The organism is Methyloversatilis sp. MC4-4, assembly GCF_049843555.1.
Taxonomy (GTDB): domain Bacteria; phylum Pseudomonadota; class Gammaproteobacteria; order Burkholderiales; family Rhodocyclaceae; genus Methyloversatilis; species Methyloversatilis discipulorum_B.
On sequence record NZ_JBBHZK010000003.1, the window covers coordinates 152,809 to 169,153 of the forward strand.

General features: G+C 69.1%; 16 protein-coding genes. 11 read left to right on the forward strand and 5 right to left on the reverse strand.

The genetic code is table 11. The annotated features are described in order from the left end of the window. Positions 1-12 precede the first annotated feature (12 nt). On the forward strand, positions 13-2,853 hold the full coding sequence (gene uvrA, locus WDZ97_RS13760) for an excinuclease ABC subunit UvrA (RefSeq protein ID WP_425763114.1): 2,841 nt from the start codon (positions 13-15) through the stop codon (positions 2,851-2,853). Between the two features lie 97 nt (positions 2,854-2,950). Here the strand turns inward: uvrA and WDZ97_RS13765 are convergent, their stop codons facing one another. Both WDZ97_RS13765 and WDZ97_RS13770 read right to left on the reverse strand, forming a co-directional pair. Beyond that, positions 2,951-3,598: a response regulator transcription factor gene (locus WDZ97_RS13765; RefSeq protein ID WP_304007044.1), complete on the reverse strand. Its 648-nt coding sequence runs from the start codon at positions 3,596-3,598 to the stop codon at positions 2,951-2,953. Then, complete coding sequence (locus tag WDZ97_RS13770) at positions 3,595-5,091, reverse strand: sensor histidine kinase (RefSeq protein ID WP_304007042.1); 1,497 nt, start codon at positions 5,089-5,091, stop codon at positions 3,595-3,597. Before WDZ97_RS13770 ends, WDZ97_RS13765 begins: the two co-directional genes overlap by 4 nt. A 174-nt stretch (positions 5,092-5,265) precedes the next feature. Between WDZ97_RS13770 and WDZ97_RS13775 the strand changes: the two genes are divergently transcribed. Then, entirely contained in the window at positions 5,266-5,463 is a 198-nt protein-coding gene (locus WDZ97_RS13775) for a DUF2970 domain-containing protein (RefSeq protein ID WP_024300831.1), read from the forward strand. Positions 5,464-5,478: 15 nt separating this feature from the next. On the opposite strand, the gene WDZ97_RS13780 is transcribed toward WDZ97_RS13775, so the two are convergent. Further along, positions 5,479-6,294, reverse strand: coding sequence for an IclR family transcriptional regulator (locus WDZ97_RS13780; RefSeq protein WP_425763115.1), 816 nt, complete (start codon positions 6,292-6,294; stop codon positions 5,479-5,481). A gap of 178 nt (positions 6,295-6,472) precedes the next feature. Here WDZ97_RS13780 and WDZ97_RS13785 point away from each other — a divergent pair, with 178 nt between their 5' ends. The 9 genes from WDZ97_RS13785 (at position 6,473) to WDZ97_RS13825 (ending at position 14,781) form a co-directional block, all read left to right on the forward strand. Beyond that, positions 6,473-7,138 (forward strand): pyridoxamine 5'-phosphate oxidase family protein, encoded by a 666-nt coding sequence (locus WDZ97_RS13785; RefSeq protein ID WP_341930192.1) that lies wholly within the window; start codon positions 6,473-6,475, stop codon positions 7,136-7,138. Positions 7,139-7,239: 101 nt separating this feature from the next. Then, a complete protein-coding gene (locus WDZ97_RS13790) occupies positions 7,240-7,785 on the forward strand; it encodes a DUF1097 domain-containing protein (protein ID WP_425763116.1) in 546 nt (181 codons plus the stop codon). Between the two features lie 116 nt (positions 7,786-7,901). Next, positions 7,902-8,924: an AAA family ATPase gene (locus WDZ97_RS13795; protein ID WP_304007035.1), complete on the forward strand. Its 1,023-nt coding sequence runs from the start codon at positions 7,902-7,904 to the stop codon at positions 8,922-8,924. Continuing rightward, a complete protein-coding gene (locus WDZ97_RS13800; protein WP_425763117.1) occupies positions 8,921-9,784 on the forward strand; it encodes a DUF58 domain-containing protein in 864 nt (287 codons plus the stop codon). The genes WDZ97_RS13795 and WDZ97_RS13800 overlap by 4 nt, the downstream gene beginning before the upstream one ends. Further along, positions 9,781-10,815, forward strand: coding sequence for a hypothetical protein (locus WDZ97_RS13805; RefSeq protein WP_425763118.1), 1,035 nt, complete (start codon positions 9,781-9,783; stop codon positions 10,813-10,815). The genes WDZ97_RS13800 and WDZ97_RS13805 overlap by 4 nt, the downstream gene beginning before the upstream one ends. Continuing rightward, positions 10,812-11,894 (forward strand): vWA domain-containing protein, encoded by a 1,083-nt coding sequence (locus WDZ97_RS13810; RefSeq protein WP_425763119.1) that lies wholly within the window; start codon positions 10,812-10,814, stop codon positions 11,892-11,894. Before WDZ97_RS13805 ends, WDZ97_RS13810 begins: the two co-directional genes overlap by 4 nt. Continuing rightward, complete coding sequence (locus WDZ97_RS13815) at positions 11,891-12,427, forward strand: MxaK protein (protein ID WP_425763120.1); 537 nt, start codon at positions 11,891-11,893, stop codon at positions 12,425-12,427. The genes WDZ97_RS13810 and WDZ97_RS13815 overlap by 4 nt, the downstream gene beginning before the upstream one ends. Before the next feature lie 10 nt (positions 12,428-12,437). After that, positions 12,438-13,358 (forward strand): MxaL protein, encoded by a 921-nt coding sequence (locus tag WDZ97_RS13820; RefSeq protein ID WP_304007026.1) that lies wholly within the window; start codon positions 12,438-12,440, stop codon positions 13,356-13,358. 229 nt (positions 13,359-13,587) lie between these two features. Beyond that, positions 13,588-14,781, forward strand: a complete 1,194-nt coding sequence (locus WDZ97_RS13825; RefSeq protein ID WP_425763121.1) for an OpgC family protein — start codon at positions 13,588-13,590, stop codon at positions 14,779-14,781. Between the two features lie 389 nt (positions 14,782-15,170). On the opposite strand, the gene WDZ97_RS13830 is transcribed toward WDZ97_RS13825, so the two are convergent. Beyond that, the gene (locus tag WDZ97_RS13830; protein ID WP_425763122.1) at positions 15,171-15,950 is read right to left on the reverse strand and encodes an SDR family NAD(P)-dependent oxidoreductase; all 780 of its coding nucleotides are present in this window, start codon (positions 15,948-15,950) and stop codon (positions 15,171-15,173) included. Positions 15,951-15,983: 33 nt separating this feature from the next. Beyond that, positions 15,984-16,316, reverse strand: coding sequence for a YnfA family protein (locus tag WDZ97_RS13835; protein WP_425763123.1), 333 nt, complete (start codon positions 16,314-16,316; stop codon positions 15,984-15,986). Between the last annotated feature and the right edge of the window lie 29 nt (positions 16,317-16,345).

Consider the following 16,345-nt stretch of genomic DNA (forward strand, 5'->3'; position numbering starts at 1 on the left):
CCCGGCCGGACCATGGACTGGATACGCATACGCGGTGCGCGCACCCACAATCTGAAGAACATCAACATCGACATTCCGCGCGACCGCCTGACGGTGATCACCGGGCTGTCCGGCTCGGGCAAGAGCTCGCTCGCCTTCGACACGCTGTACGCCGAGGGCCAGCGCCGCTACGTCGAGTCGCTGTCGGCCTACGCGCGCCAGTTCCTGCAGCTGATGGAAAAGCCGGACGTGGACCTGATCGAGGGCCTGTCGCCGGCGATCTCGATCGAACAGAAGGCGACCAGCCACAACCCGCGCTCCACCGTCGGCACGGTGACCGAAATCCACGACTACCTGCGCCTGCTGTTCGCCCGCGTGGGCACGCCGCACTGCCCGGAACACGGCGCACCGCTGGCCGCGCAGAGCGTGTCGCAGATGGTCGACGCGGTGCTGGCGATGCCGGAAGAGAGCAAGGTGGCCATCCTTGCGCCGGTCGTGAGCGAGCGCAAGGGCGAACAGGTCGAGCTCATTTCCGACCTGCGCTCGCGCGGCTTCGTGCGCGTGCGGCTGGACGGCGCGCTGATGGACATCGACAAGCTGCCCAAGCTGGACAAGAACATCAAGCACTCGATCGACGTCGTCGTCGACCGCCTGAAGGTACGCGCCGACGCCCGCCAGCGGCTGGCGGAATCGATCGAGACCGCGCTGCAGCAGGCGGAAGGCCGCGCCATCGCGCTGGACATGGACAGCGGCGCCGAACAGCTCTTTTCCGCCCGCTTCGCCTGCCCGGTGTGCGGCCACAGCGTGGCCGAGCTGGAGCCGCGGCTGTTTTCGTTCAATAACCCGGCCGGCGCCTGCACCAGTTGCGACGGCCTGGGCATGGTCACCTTCTTCGACCCGGCGCGCATCGTCGCCCACCCGCACCTGTCGCTCGCCTCCGGCGCGATCCGCGGCTGGGACCGGCGCAACCAGTTCTATTTCCAGCTGCTGTCCAGCCTCGCCACCTTCTACAAGTTCGACGTCGATACGCCGTGGGAGCAGCTCGACGCGAAGCTGCAGGACATCGTGCTCAGCGGTTCCGGGCGTGACCGCATCCCCTTCCGCTACCTGTCGGAATCCGGCCGCACCACGGTGCGCGAGCACACCTTCGAGGGCGTGGTGCCGAACCTGGAGCGGCGTTACCGCGAAACCGATTCGGTCGTCGTGCGCGAGGAACTGGGCAAGTACCGCAACACCAAGGTGTGCCCGGACTGCCAGGGCACGCGGCTGCGCTCGGACGCGCGCCACGTGAAGGTCGGCGACCACACGCTGCCGCAGCTCGCCTCACTGCCGCTGCGCGCCTGTCAGCAGGTGTTCGAAGGGCTGGAACTGGATGGCGCGCGCGCCGCGATCGCCGCCCGCATCATGCGCGAGATCGCCGCCCGCCTCGGCTTCCTGATCGACGTCGGTCTCGATTACCTGAGCCTGGACCGCTCGGCCGAAACGCTGTCCGGCGGCGAGGCGCAGCGCATCCGGCTGGCCAGCCAGATCGGCTCCGGCCTGACCGGCGTCATGTACGTGCTGGACGAGCCGTCGATCGGCCTGCACCAGCGCGACAACGCGCGCCTGCTCGGCACGCTGAACAAGCTGCGCGACCTCGGCAACACGGTGGTCGTGGTCGAGCACGATCAGGAAGCGATCGAAATGGCCGACCATGTGGTCGACATGGGCCCGGGCGCCGGCCAGCACGGCGGCGAGGTGATCGCGCAGGGCACGCCGGCCGACATCGAGGCGGCGGAGGCCAGTCTGACCGGTGCCTACCTGTCCGGCCGCAAGCAGATCGAGGTGCCGAAGAAGCGCACCAGGCCGTCGGACGCCTGGCTGCACGTGCGCGGTGCGCGCGGCAACAATCTGCGCGGCGCGGATGCGTCGATCCCGCTCGGACTGATCACCTGCGTGACCGGCGTGTCCGGCTCCGGCAAGTCCACGCTGATCAACGACACGCTGTACACCGCAGCCGCCCATCACCTGTACGGCTCGGCCGCGCTGCCGGCGGCGCACGACGCCATCGAAGGACTGGAGCAGTTCGACAAGGTGATCAATGTCGATCAGTCGCCGATCGGCCGCACGCCGCGCTCCAACCCGGCCACCTACACCGGCCTGCTGACGCCGATCCGCGAACTGTTCGCCGGCACGCCAGAAGCGCGCTCGCGCGGCTACGGCCCCGGCCGCTTCTCGTTCAACGTGAAGGGCGGCCGCTGCGAGGCCTGCCAGGGCGACGGCCTGGTGCGCGTCGAAATGCACTTCCTGCCCGACGTGTTCGTGCCCTGCGACGTGTGCAACGGAAAGCGCTACAACCGCGAAACGCTGGACATCCGCTACAAGGGCAAGACCATCCACGACGTGCTCAGCATGACGGTGAACGAGGCACGCGGCTTCTTCGACGCGGTGCCCACGGTCGCGCGCAAGCTGGAAACGCTGGTCGAGGTGGGTCTGGGCTACATCGGCCTGGGCCAGAGCGCGACCACGCTGTCCGGCGGCGAAGCGCAGCGGGTGAAGCTGGCGCTGGAACTGAGCAAGCGCGACACCGGCCGCACGCTCTACATCCTCGACGAACCCACCACCGGCCTGCACTTCCACGACGTGGACATGCTGCTCGGCGTGCTCTACCGGCTGCGCGACGCGGGCAACACCATCGTCGTGATCGAGCACAACCTCGACGTGATCAAGACCGCCGACTGGATCATCGATCTCGGACCGGAAGGCGGCGCCGGCGGCGGCGAAATCATTGTCACCGGCACGCCGGAGCAGGTCGCGGCGGAAGAGCGCTCATACACCGGGCACTACCTCGCGCCACTGCTGAAGCCACGGAAGGCGGCGGCGCGCAGGAAGTAGCGGCTTTCGCGGGAGCGAGCTTGCTCGCGATTGTGGCCTGTATCGAAGCCGGCGGTACGCAATCGCCGCATCGCGACCAGAGGTCGCTCCCACAAACTCAGTCAATCAAGCCGAGCTGCCGCGCCGCGTGCATCAGTTCGATGTCGGTCGACACGCCGAGCTTGGACTTGATCTGGTAGTGGATGTTGAACACCGTCTTCACGCTGATGTGCAGCGTGTCGGCGATGTCCTCACGCGACTTCGCGGCGACCAGCATGCGCAGGATTTCGAATTCGCGGGCGCTCAGCGCGGCCAGCGGATTTTTCGCGGCGCTGCCGGCGCGGCGCAGTGCGGCCAGTTCGGTCTGCACGTCCGGGCTCAACGTCTGCCGCCGGTGATACACCGCGCAGATGGCCTCGACCAGCAGGTCCGGCGACGAACTCTTGGTGACATAGCCGAGCGCGCCCGATTCCAGCGCCTTCTCGACGAAGGTGGCGTCACGGTGCATGGTGAAGATGAGCACGCGGGCGTCGCGGTCGCGCTGCAGGATGTGCTGCAGCGTCTGGATGCCGCTCGCACCCGGCAGCGTGATGTCCATCACCACCACGTCCGGCGCCAGTTCGACGTAGCGCCGGTAGGCCTCTTCGCCGGAGCCGGCTTCGGCTGCGATGGTCAGCGGCGGATGCCGCTCGATCAGGCGCCGGTAGCCCTCGCGCACCACCGCGTGGTCGTCGACCAGCAGCACGCTGATCGGTGTATCGGTCATGCCGGTGTTCCTCCGTCCGTCAGTTGCCAGGGCACGACGATATCGACCGCCAGTCCCTGCGGTTCACGCGCCGACAGCTGCACGCGGCCGCCGAGCGCGATCACCCTTTCCTTTACGCCGATCAGGCCGAAGCCGCCGGACTTGCCACGTGGCGTCGGCAGGTCAGGCCCGCGCACGACGCCGTCGTCGCTGACGCGCAGCCGGATGTCGTCACTCGCGGTGCGCCGCTCCAGTTGCACGTCGACCGTCGTCGCGCCCGAGTGTTTGGCCGCATTGGTCAGACACTCCTGCACGATGCGGTAGAGATTGATCGCGATGTCGTCCGGCACGTCGGCGAAGTCGCCGCTGACCTCCAGGCGGTAGCTGCAGCGGCCGCGTGCCTGGGCGTCCCACATGCGCACCAGCTTGTCGAGGCCGGCGATCAGCCCGTACTCGTCCAGCCCGACCGGCCGCAGCTGGCGGAGGATGCCGTGCAGCGATTCCATCATGCCGCTGACCGTGCGCAGCACCGTCTGGCCGCTCGCGCGCAGCGCGTCCGGCTGCGGTGGCGACCGCCCCGCCTCGTTCACGACGCAAGCCGCCTCGGCGCTGATCGACGCCAGGCTCTGCCCGAACTCGTCGTGCAGTTCGCGCGCCAGCCGCCGGCGCTCGCCTTCCTGCACGGTGAGCAGCATCTGCGCCAGGCGCTGCTGCTCCCGCGTCTTCTGTTTCAGATTGCCGGCCATCGCGTTGAACACCGAGCCGATGCGGTCGAATTCGATCAGTTCGAAGGCCGGCAGACGCGCGTCAAGATCGCCGCGTTCGAGCTTGCCGAGGCCGTCCAGCACCGCCGCCGCCGGGCGCAGCGCGCGGCTGATGCTGAAGTAGATCAGCACGTTGAACGCCAGCAGCGCCAGCACCGCCCACATCAGCAGGCGCGTGATCTCGTTCCACACGGCGGCGCTTTCGCGGTCGGCATCGACGCGTATCAGCACCTCGCCCATCTTCAGGCCCGGTGCGCGCCCGACGTCGAGGCCGACGCCGTAGGGCTGATACCAGAGCACGCGCCGCCCCACCTTCACGCCGGGCGATTCACCGCTGTCGGTGGCCGACTCGGCGCCCCGATCGATGCGCCGGTTCAGCGTGTAGCGGATCAGTTCGCGGAACCACGCCGGCGCCTCGGCTTCCGCCTGTGGTGGCGGCGCCTGCTGGCAGCTGTTGGCCGACAGCGTGCCTTCGAGGTCGAAGTACTGCACGCACAGCCGGGTCACTTCGGAAAATTCGGCGAAGCGCGCGAGGTCGGGCTTGCCGATATTCAGTTCGAGCCCGCTCAGCTGGCGCGACATCTGGTCGGTGATCAGCCGCGACACCAGATCGGCGTTGCGCACCGCCTCGGCCTGCAGCCGGGTCGTCGTACGCCAGATCAGGCCGGCCGACGCGAGCACGCCGATGGCCACGGCGAGCAGCGTGATGCGCAGCATCAGCGTCAGTTTCAGGTTGGTGCCGCGCTTCATCGCACGGATTCTAGCCGGCTGGCGCGCGGGCATCTTGCCCGCGGCACCGGTCGCCGCCGGCTGTGCCGGTCCTGTTTCGGCGTGACTGGATCTGTTCCGTGCGCGCGACGGACTCTAGTGTGACGACACGGTGCGCCCGCGCGCGCACGCCTTCATCGCTGCTGGAGATCCGTCATGTCCTCATCTCACGCCCCGTCCGTGCTGCGCATCGCCACCACCGTGTTCTGGAGCTTCTTCGGCGTGCGCAAGCGCAGCCGGCACGACGTCGACACGGTGACGCTGAAGCCGCTGCATCTGATCGCCGGTGCCGTGCTCGGCGCCGCGCTGTTCGTCGGCACGCTGCTGACGGCGGTGCATTTCATCACCCGCTGAGCGGCGACCTGTCGATCAGGCCTCGCCCTCGGGCAGCGCGAACAGGCGCTGCGCGATGCGCGCCGCCGCCGCTTCCAGCCGCGCGCGGCAGGCGGCGCGACCGGCCTCGTCCAGCCAGGCGCTGATGAAAGTGGTGCCGATGCCCGCCACCGGATAGCCACCCGCATCGCAGATCGGCACACCCATGCCGCTGGTGCTGCGGTCCAGCACCATGCCGTCGAAACAGCAGTAGCCGTTGGCCAGCGCGAAGTCGATCGCCGCGCGATGGCGGATTTCGTCGTAGCGCTCTACGCGGTGGAAGCGCGACAGGTTGATGCGCATCACCTCCCACACCTCGTCCGCCGGCAGCCGCGACATCATCGCGATGCAGCTCTGCGTGATGCCGAAGGCGGTACGCAGGCCGACGTCGCCGCGCCCGACCTGTATCTGCGAGCGCGTGTCATAGCGGCCGATGCACACGCTGTCGAGACCGCTGCGGATGTTCAGGAACACCACCTGGTCCAGTTCCTCGGCCAGCGCGCTCAGTTCGGTCGCCGCCGCGCGTTCGACCGGCTGGCGGCTGATCGCCGAATAGCCGAGCGCAGCCAGATCACGGCCGAGGTTGAAGCGCAGCGTCAGCGGGTCGCGCTCGACCCAGCCCATGTCGATCAGCATGTCGAGCACGCGGTGTATGGTCGGCCGCGGCAGGCCGGTACGCGCGACCAGTTCGGTCAGCAGGCTGCCGCGGCGGGAGCCGCGCGCGATCGTCGTCACCAGCAGCCGCGCGCGGTGCAGGCTGCCTGCCGGCGCCTCATCCGCCTCGCCGCGCTGCGCTGAAGATCGTCCGCTCATCCGGCTGCCCGCCCCCTGTCTGTTCATCCGCAAAAACAGTGTCCGATATGCGGACACCTATGTAGGCCCGGCTTATTGCCGCCTGCAGATGCGAACACTAGCATCGGCCTCACACAACATAACCTCGAACAACCGGTTTGTCCGTTCATCGGACAGCTTTCTTGATTCAGGAGGAGACATGGCCACGCTCTACGGCGCGCAGCACCGCGCGCTGCAGGAAGAGTTCGACATGCGGCCGCTGGCCGACCGCGTGCAGCAGTTCATCGTGCATCCGGACATCCAGCCCGAACACCAGGGCTTCATCGAGTCGCGCGACTTCTTCTTTCTCACCACGGTCGACCACCGCGGCTACCCGACGGTGTCGCACAAGGGCGGCAGTCCTGGCTTCGTCAGGGTGGTCGATGGCACGACGCTGGCGTTCCCGAGCTTCGACGGCAACGGCATGTTCCTGTCGATGGGCAATATCGGCGCCAACCCGAAGGTGGGGATGCTGTTCATCGACTTCGAAACACCGCACCGCGTGCGCGTGCACGGCGACGCCACGGTGAGCCGCGACGATCCGCTGCTGCATGAAGGCCTGCCCGCCTTCCACGGCGCGGAATTCGTCGTGCGCGTGAAGCTGGCGGAAATCTTCATCAACTGCCCGCGTTACATCCACCGCTACCAGCGCGTTGCCGGTGCGCCGCACGTGCCGCAGCCGGGCTGCGAAACGCCGCCGGCCACATGGAAACGCATCGACGGCCTGCAGGACGTGCTGCCCGCGCACGACAGCCAGGTCGCGACTGCGCAGGGCCTGATCACGCCGGACGAATACGCCGAACTGGTGCAGCAGGGCCGCACCTGACGCCGCGGCTGCGGCCGCTCCCCTCCTCGCCGCCCGCACGCATGCAGCCCCACCGGGGCCGCAGGGGCGGCTGCACGCCCACGCCTCGAAAGGACACCGCCATGCACGCACTGAAGCCCTTCTCCGCCCTGGTCTGCGCCAACGTCATCCTGGCGGTGACGATGACCTTCACGATGCAGACCTTCCCGCTGCCGATGTGGCCGATGGTGATCGCCTGGGCCTGCTTCTTCCATCTCGGCGGCGGCGACCGGCCGCCAGCCGCACTGGCGGCGGTGCTGGCGCACGCGGTGTTCGGCGTGTTCGCCGGCTGGCTGGCGGCGCTGGCCATCCTGTTCAACCCGACCGCGCTGCCCGGCACCGTATGGGTACCGCTGGTGGTCGGTGCCGCGGTCGGTGTCATGAGCCTGGCCTCCGGCTGGCCGCGGCTGGCGGTGCTGCCTGTCTGCGTCTACGGCTTCGCCGCGAACTGGGCCTATCTCGACGTGCCCGGTCGCTTCGACGCCACGGTGCTCACCGCACTGCGTGCCGACAACGTCATCGTCGCGCTGCCGCTGGCGCTGCTGATCGGCTGCCTGTTCGGCTGGGCCAACGCCCGGCTGATCGCGCAGCTGAGCGTACCCGACACGCAGACCCGCAGCGCCGGCTGAGCCCTCGTCCACGCACACAGGGCAACTTGCCCGTCGCCTCCTGCCTAGACTGCGCCGCAGACGGTGCACGATCAGCGCCCCCGCCTCCACTATCGATTCCGCATCCGGGAGACAGCATGAACAGGGAAGAACATCTGCAGGACTGGCGCGACGCCGCGCTGCGCGTCGAAACCGAAGTACGCAAGGCCGTGATCGGCCAGGACAGCGTGGTGCGGCTGATCAATGTGGCGCTGTTCGCGCGTGGTCACGTGCTGCTGGAGGGTGACGTCGGCGTCGGCAAGACCACGGTGCTGCGTGCCTTCGCCCGTGCCATCGGCGGCGATTTCGAGCGCGTCGAAGGCACCGTCGACCTGATGCCGAACGACCTCGTCTATCACACCTATGTCGATGCCGACGGCAAGCCGCGCATCGAACCCGGTCCGCTGCTGCGTCACGGCGAACGCCTCACCACCTTCTTCTTCAACGAGATCAACCGCGCCCGCCCGCAGGTGCAGTCGCTGCTGCTGCGCGCAATGGCCGAGCGCACGGTGTCGGCCTTCAACCGCGAGTACAGCTTCCCGCACATGACGGTGTTCGCCGACCGCAACAAGGTCGAGAAGGAAGAAACCTTCGAGCTGGCTTCCGCCGCGCGCGACCGCTTCATGTTCGAACTGCGCATGGAAACGCCGCGCGATCCGGCAGTGCGCCGCGCGCTGGTGTTCGACACCGCCTTCCACGACGTCGACGCGCTGATCGACCAGGTCGCGCCGGGCATTCTCGACTGGCAGTCGCTGAACAGCATGGCCGCCGCGATCCAGCGCAGCGTGGTGGCGAGTGAAGCGCTCGAACGCTATGTGATGGACCTGTGGGACGCCAGCCAGAACCCGGCCGCCTTCGACGTGCGCATCGACGGCGTCGACATGAAGAAACTCATCCTGGCCGGCGCCAGCCCGCGCGGCATGAGCGCCATGCTGCGCGCCGCGCGCGTGGTCGCCTGGATGGACGGCCGCACCCACCTGGTACCGGACGACGTGCAGGCCATCCTGCCGTCGACGCTGGGCCACCGCGTGTTCTTCACACCGGTCTATGAAATGCGCCGCGCGCAGATCGCCGACGCGCTGGTGGCGCAGATCATCGAGAAGGTCGCCACGCCGCGATGAGTGCCGCCGACGAGCTGCACGAATTCCACTACCGCTTGCCACAGCGCGCCGCCGGTCAGCGCCCCGGTTCGCACCCGGGCAGCAGCCTGGGCGCCGGTCAGGAGTTCGTGTCGCACATGAGTCTGTACGACCGGCCCGACCCGCGCCGGCTGGATCTACGCGCCAGCGTGCGCAGCACCACCGGCGACTGGCTGGTGCGCGTCAATCGCCAGCGCGTCGGCGTCACCGTGCAACTGCTGGTGGATGTGTCCGCCTCGATGGGCTTCGGCGCCCGCCGACGCAAGATCGACGTCGCCGCCGACTTCGTCGAATCGCTGGCGCGCAGCGCCTTCCGCGTCGGCGATGCGCTGGGCATGCTGGCTTTCGACCAGCGCGAGCGCGCCGACCTGTGCGTACCGGCCACGCTGAGCCGCGGCCTGGGCAGCGTGATGGCCGACAGTCTGCGCCAGTGCACACCGGCGCCCGGCGGCATCGAGGGGCTGGAAGACGCACTGCAGCAGCTGATCGGCCGTGAGGCGCTGGTCTTCCTGGTCAGCGACTTCCACTGGCCGCTCGACCGGCTCGGCGCCGCACTCGACCTGCTGTCGCACGCCTTCGTCGTGCCGGTGGTCGTGTGGGATCCGGCCGAAACCGAGCCACCGCCGCATGACGCCATCGCACCGCTGCGCGACGCCGAGAGCAGTGTCCGCCGCACGCTCTTCATGCGCCCCAAGCTGCGCACACAGTGGCGCGACGCGGTGGCGGCGCGGCGCGCCGAGCTGGATGCCTTCTTCTCCGCGCGCGACCTGCGCCCCTTCTTCATCCACGGCGCCTTCGACGCCGAGGCGATGTCCGACTACTTCTTCGAGGCCACCGCATGACGCCCTTGATCCGAGCGTCCCTGATCGCCAGTCTGCTGCTCGCACAGGGCGCCTTCGCACAGACCCCCGCCGCCGCCGCGCCGGAGGCGCCGGCTGCAAGCACCGAGGGCAACGCTGCCCCGCAGGAAACGGCCGCCACCGAAACACCCGGGAACGGCGCCGACGCCATCGCCACGCCGGCGCCGGAGGCAGCCGCCCCGGCACCCGCACCGGCACCGCAGCCGCAGGGCGCGCCCGCCCGCGTCGAACAGCCGCGCGCCTTCGGTCATACCCTGGGCGATGTGCTGACGCAGCGCGTGCTGCTCGCCATTGACGGCAAGCCGGTCGAGCTCACCAAGCCGCCAGCACCCGGTCGCGTCGGCGTCTGGCTGGAACGCCGGCCGACCCGCGTCGAACGCGACGCCGACGGACGGCACTGGCTGGTGATCGAGCACCAGCTGATCAACGCACCGCAGGCACTTACCGCGCTGACGCTGCCGGCGCTCGACCTGCAGACTTCCGGCGGTCTGCTCGGTGTGGCCGCCTGGCCCTTCAGCGCGGCGCCGCTGACACCGCGCAACGCCTTCGGCGAAGGCGCACTGGACGCGCTGCAGCCGGACCGCGCCGCACCGGCTGTCGACACCACGGCCATCCGCCAGCAGATCGCGCTGTGGGGCGGCCTGTGCGTCGCCACGCTGCTGGCCTGGGGCGGATGGCTGGCATGGCGCAGCTGGCGTGCCGGTCGCAGCCAGCCCTTCGCCCGCGCACTGCGCGATCTGAAGGGCCTGCGCGGCCGCGGCGACGACGCACCGGAAGCCTGGCAGGCCCTGCACCGGGCCTTCGACCGCACCGCCGGCCGCAGCCTGCAGCCGGCCTCGCTGCCGCGCCTGTTCGAGCGCGCACCGCAGTACGCACCGCTGCGCGCCGACATCGAACGCTTCTACGCGCAGTCGGCCGCACTGTTCTTCGGCGAAGGCCGCCCGGCCGATGCGCTGCCGCTGCGCAGCTTCGCCCGTCGCCTGCGCGACATCGAAAGGCGGCACGAAGCATGACCTTCGGCGCCATCGACTTCGCCCAGCCCTGGGCGCTGCTGCTGTTGCCGCTGGCCGCGTTGCCGCTGCTGCGCCGGCGCCGCGACACGCTGCTGTTCCCGACGCTGGACTGGCTGCCGCGCGACCGCGCCGGCCGCATCGCCGGTTTCGCCTGGCGGGCACTGGCGGTGCTCGCGCTCGCCGGCATCGTCATCGCACTGGCCGGCCCCGGCTCGCCCGAAACGACGGTGACGCGCACCGGCCGCGGCGCCGAAATCATGATCCTGATGGACCGCAGCCGCAGTATGGACGCCAAGATGAAGCCCAGCGACTGGCGCACCATCGATCCGCATTCGCTGCTCTACCAGGTGGACTCACGCGGCGAGCCGAAGTCGGCGGTGGCGCGCGACCTGCTGTCGAAATTCGTCGAGCAGCGGCCGGACGACCGCTTCGCGCTGATGTTCTTCAGCGCCGGCCCGATGAACGTCGTGCCCTTCACCCAGCACGACGCCGTCGTGCAGGCCGGCATCACGGCCGGCGGGCTGGGGCGCGGTCTGTCCGACACCAACGTCGGCCGCGCACTGACCGCCGCCATCGACACCTTCACCGAGCGCGCCTACACCGGCAGCCGCATCATCCTGCTGGTGACCGACGGCGGTGCCCACCTCGACGAACCGACGCGCAAGCGCATCCGCGAGGGCCTGCAGGCCAACCGCATCGCGCTGCACTGGCTCTATCTGCGCACGCTGAACGCGCCAGAACTCGACGCCGAAGCGAGCGCGCCGCCGCCGGCCGCTGAGGGCGACGGCATGGACGCCATTGAGGCGCGCAACGCCTACTACGCGCAGGAGTCGATCGCCGAAGTGTCGCTGCACCGCTTCTTCCAGTCGCTGCCGGTGACCTACCGCCTGTACCAGGCGGACAGCCCCGAAGACCTCGCGAAGGCGGTGGCCGAAGTAGGCCGCCAGCAGAACTTCCCGCTCGACTTCGACGAGCGCGTGCCGCGGCAGGACCACAGCCGTCTCTTCTTCTCGCTGGCCGCTCTGTGCTGCGCGCTGCTGCTGGTCTATCGATCCCTTCTTCTGCGGAGCTGGCTGTGAAACGACGCACCGTCCATCTGATCTTCGGCGCCACCGCGCTGTTCACCGGGCTCGCCGCCGGCTGGCAGACATCGCAGCTGTGGCAGGCCGAACGCGTGAATGCGGCCATCGCCGCCGCCGGCAGCGTCGACGCCGACCTGCCGGAAGCGCAGTTCGCGCAGGCGCTGGCGCTGAGCCGCGGCACCGACAGCGAAGCCGCCACCCGTGCCTGGAAGGCGCTGATCGCCGGCGAACGCGCGGACCTGCGCGAGGGCGCGCGCTACAACCTCGGCAACCTGCATCTGCGCGAGGCGCTGGCGCACGGCGAAGCCGACATCGCCAACGCGCTGCCGCTGGTCGAGCTGGCCAAGCAACGCTACCGCGACGCGCTGCGCGAGCGGCCGGACGACTGGGAGGCGCGCTACAACCTCGAACGCGCGCTGTGGCTCGCGCCCGAGATCGAGCAGGCCGTGGCCGCCGAGGACGAAGGCCCGGAGCCACCGAGAGAGCGCGTGGTGACGACGCTGCAGGGCGTGCGCCTGGACCTGCCGTGAGGACATGCGCATGAGAACACGCGTCTTCCTGCGCAACCTGCTCGCCAGCCTGCGCGAGCGCGACGCCCGCTCGCTGCTCGCCGCGTTCGCGCTGCTGGTGATCGCCGCCGTGCTGCCGCCGGTGAACCTGCCGCGCGACAGCTGGGACACCATCGTCGTGTTCGATCTGACGCAGAGCATGAACGTCGAGGACTACGAGCTGGACGGCGTGCCGGTCAGCCGCCTGACCTACGCCCGCGAATCGGCCAAGCGCGCGCTGCGCGAACTGCCCTGCGGCTCGCGCGTCGGCTGGGCCGGTTTCGCCGAGTACCGCACGCTGCTGCTGCTGGCGCCGATCGAGGTGTGCGCGCACTACAGCGACCTGATCGCTTCACTCGACCAGATCGACGGCCGCATGCGCTGGGGCAACTCGAGCGAGGTCGCGAAGGGCGTGTTCTGGTCGGTGCGCACCGCCAAGACGCTGGACGAGTCGCCCGCCGTCGTCTTCGTCAGCGACGGCCAGGAAGCGCCGCCGCTGCGCGACGGCGACAAGCCGGGCTTCGACGACATCAAGCCGGGCGAGGTCCGCGGCTGGATCGTCGGCGCCGGCGGCGAGGCGGCGCGGCCGATACCGAAGAGCGACGACGACGGCCGCCCGGTCGGCTACTGGCAGGCCGGCGAGGTGATACAGCGCGAGCTGCGGACCGCCGACGGCCGCAAGGTACCCGGCACCGAACACCTGTCGGCGCTGCGCGAAACCCATCTGCGCGAGATCGCGCAGCAGGTCGGATTCGACTACGCGACGCTGTCCGACACCGGCACTTTGGTCCGCGCCATGAAGCACGACGGCGCCGCAGTGTCGCGTCCGGTACCGACCGCACTGAACTGGCTGCCGGCGCTTCTTGCGCTGGTCGTGCTCGCGCTGCGCTTCCGCCCGGAGTCGCGCCGCTGAGAACCCGGCAGGCCGCCTGGCCTGCCGCGCAGCCTGTCAGCATCCGCTGACAGGCGCCTGCCTGTACGCCCATCTGGTCTACCCTTGCGCGGCGCTAGCATTCGCGGGCGCATCAAGGACACTTCATGGGTCACGCCACCGTGGCCACATGCCTCCCTACAGCATCGGGTAACGGACATCGGCCGACGGCACGCAGCGTCCGCGACCCGCCCGCATGGAGCCGTTGACGATGAATTACGCACCTCCACCCGCGGCGCGCGACCTGCGCGTCGACCTCTTCCGCGGCGTCGCACTGATCTGCATGTTCTGGGACCACCTGCCCGGCAATCCCCTGGGCTACGCAACGCTGCGCAACTTCGGTCTCAGCGATGCCGCCGAGCTGTTCGTATTCCTCGCCGGCTATGGCGCCATGCTCGCCTACGGTCGCCGCTACGAGCGCGAGGGATTCTTCCCGGCGGCGGTGCACGTGCTGCGACGCGCCTGGATACTGTACGTCGCCCACGTGTTTCTGCTGGCACAGCTGATGGTGGTCGTGTTCGTTGCCAACGACAATGTCGAGACACGCGACTTCATCGCCGAGATGGGGCTGCGCTACTTCCTCGACCAGCCACAGGAGGCACTGCTGGCCGGCATCCTGATGCAGTTCAAGCCGGTGCTGATGGACCCGCTGCCGCTGTATGTCGTGCTGATGACCCTGATGGCCGGCCTGCTGCCGCTGCTGGTGCGGCGGCCGCTGTGGGTGCTGCTGCCCTCCGGTCTGCTGTGGCTGCTGGAGAAGCAGACGGGGCTGAATCTGCCCGCCGCGCCGGAAGGCGTGTGGTTCTTCAATCCGCTGGCCTGGCAGTTCCTGTTCTTCATCGGCGCCTGCTGCGCACGACCGCGATCCCTGCTCCGCATGCGTCCGCTGGAGCGGCGCATCGGCCGCAACATCATGATGCCGGCGGCGCTGGCTTTCCTCGCAGCCTCGCTGCTGCTCAGCCTGTCCTGGCGCTGGCCGGAGATTCATGACGCGCTGATGCCGCAGTCCATCGCCACGCTGATCTATCCGATCAGCAAGACCGACCTCGACCTGCTGCGCGTCGCCCACTTCCTGGTGCTGGCCTGGGTGGCCACCACACTGCTGCGTCCGGGGGCATGGCTGCACACCGCGCCTGCATCGGCGCTGCGCTGCATGGGTCGTCATTCACTTGAAGTGTTCTGCGTCAGCGTGCTGCTGGCACCGCTGGCCGACGCGGTCGGTGCGCAGGCCGGGGATCATCCGGCGATACAGATCGCTGCCGGGCTGCTCGGGGTGCTGCTGATGTGGGCACTGGCGGCGTGGCTCGACGTCGTCCGCAGACCGCAGCGTTCGCCCGCCCCGCACCATCGTGCGGATGGCGAATACGTCGGCGCCGTGGCGGCCCCGATCCGCAAGGGCGGCTGAAGCGATCCGCCTGGTCGCGGCCAGGGCTTGGGCAGACGTTCTGTGGGAGGGGTCTTCTGACCCCGACAGCAGCTTCAATCGAAGCCGGCGGGCGGCAAAGGCTGTGTCGCGGTCAGAAGACCGCTCCTACAGCGGCGGTGCGCTCGCCTCGGACCAGAGCCTGAGCCGGGGTTCTGTGGGAGGGGTCTTCTGACCCCGACAGCAGCTTCAATCGAAGCCGGCGGACGGCAGAGGCCGTGTCGCGGTCAGAGGACCGCTCCTACAGGGGCGGTGCGCAATCCACGGCCCAAGCATGGGCCGGGGTTCTGTTGGAGGGGTCTTCCGACCCCGACAAGGCCTTCAGATCACCGCAGGCTTCCGGCCCACGGCGCTCATCCATCCGGCGACCGTCAGAACGCGCTCTTCACGGTGCCGCCATCGACGCGCAGCGCTGCACCGGTGGTGGCGGAGGCGAGCGGGCTGCACAGATAGGTCACCATCGCCGCCACTTCCTCGGTCGTCGCGAAACGCTTGATCAGCGAGGTCGGGCGCACCTTCTCGAAGAACTCCTTCTCGAAGGCCTCAAAGCTCTGGCCGCTGTCGCCGGCCAGCGCCTGCACAAAATCCTCGACGCCGCGCGAGCGGGTCGGGCCGGGCAGCACGCTGTTGACGGTGATGCCGCTGCCGGCGACCGATTCGGCGATGCCGCGCGCGATCGCGATCTGTGCCGATTTGGTCATGCCGTAATGCACCATCTCGGCCGGAATCTGCACACCGCTCTCGCTGGAGATGAACAGGATGCGCCCCCAGTTGCGGCGCTTCATGCCGGGCAGCACCAGTCGCGCCAGACGCGCGCCGCTCAGCACATTCACCTCGAAGAAACGCAGCCAGTCCTCGTCCGGAATGTCCTCGAAGGCCTTGGGTTCGAAGATGCCGAGGTTATTCACCAGGATGTCGATGTCCGGATGGCTATGCACCACCGCTTCGGCGGCCTGCGCCGTTGCCAGATCGCCGGCGAAGCCAATGGCGCCCGCACCCAGCCGGGCGACCGCAGCGTCCACCGCCGCCTGCGAGCGACCATTGACGATGACGCGCGCACCTTCGCGCAGCAGCGCTTCGGCGATCGAGTAGCCGATGCCGGCCGTGCTGCCGGATACCAGCGCGAGACGGTTGTTCAGTTGCAGATCCATACGGGAACTCCTTTCGAAGACAGCGCCGCGGCGTCAGCCCCGCGGTGCGAACATGATGATGGCCATGCCGGCCAGCGCGACCGCCACACCGGTGACATCCCACAGATGCGGACGTTCGCCGTCGACCAGCCACAGCCACAGCACGGCGACGCAGACATAGACGCCGCCATAGGCCGCATAGACCCGCCCGGCCGCGGTCGGATGCAGAGTCAGCAGCCAGACGAAGGCGACCAGCGAGGCCGCGGCCGGCAGCAGTACCCAGGCCGGCGCGCGGTCCTTCATCCACAGCCAGGGCAGGTAGCAGCCGATGATTTCGGCGAGCGCCGTGGCGACGAACAGTGCGGTGGTCTGGAGCAGTGAGGACACGGGCGCGGTACGGCGGGACGACAACGCGT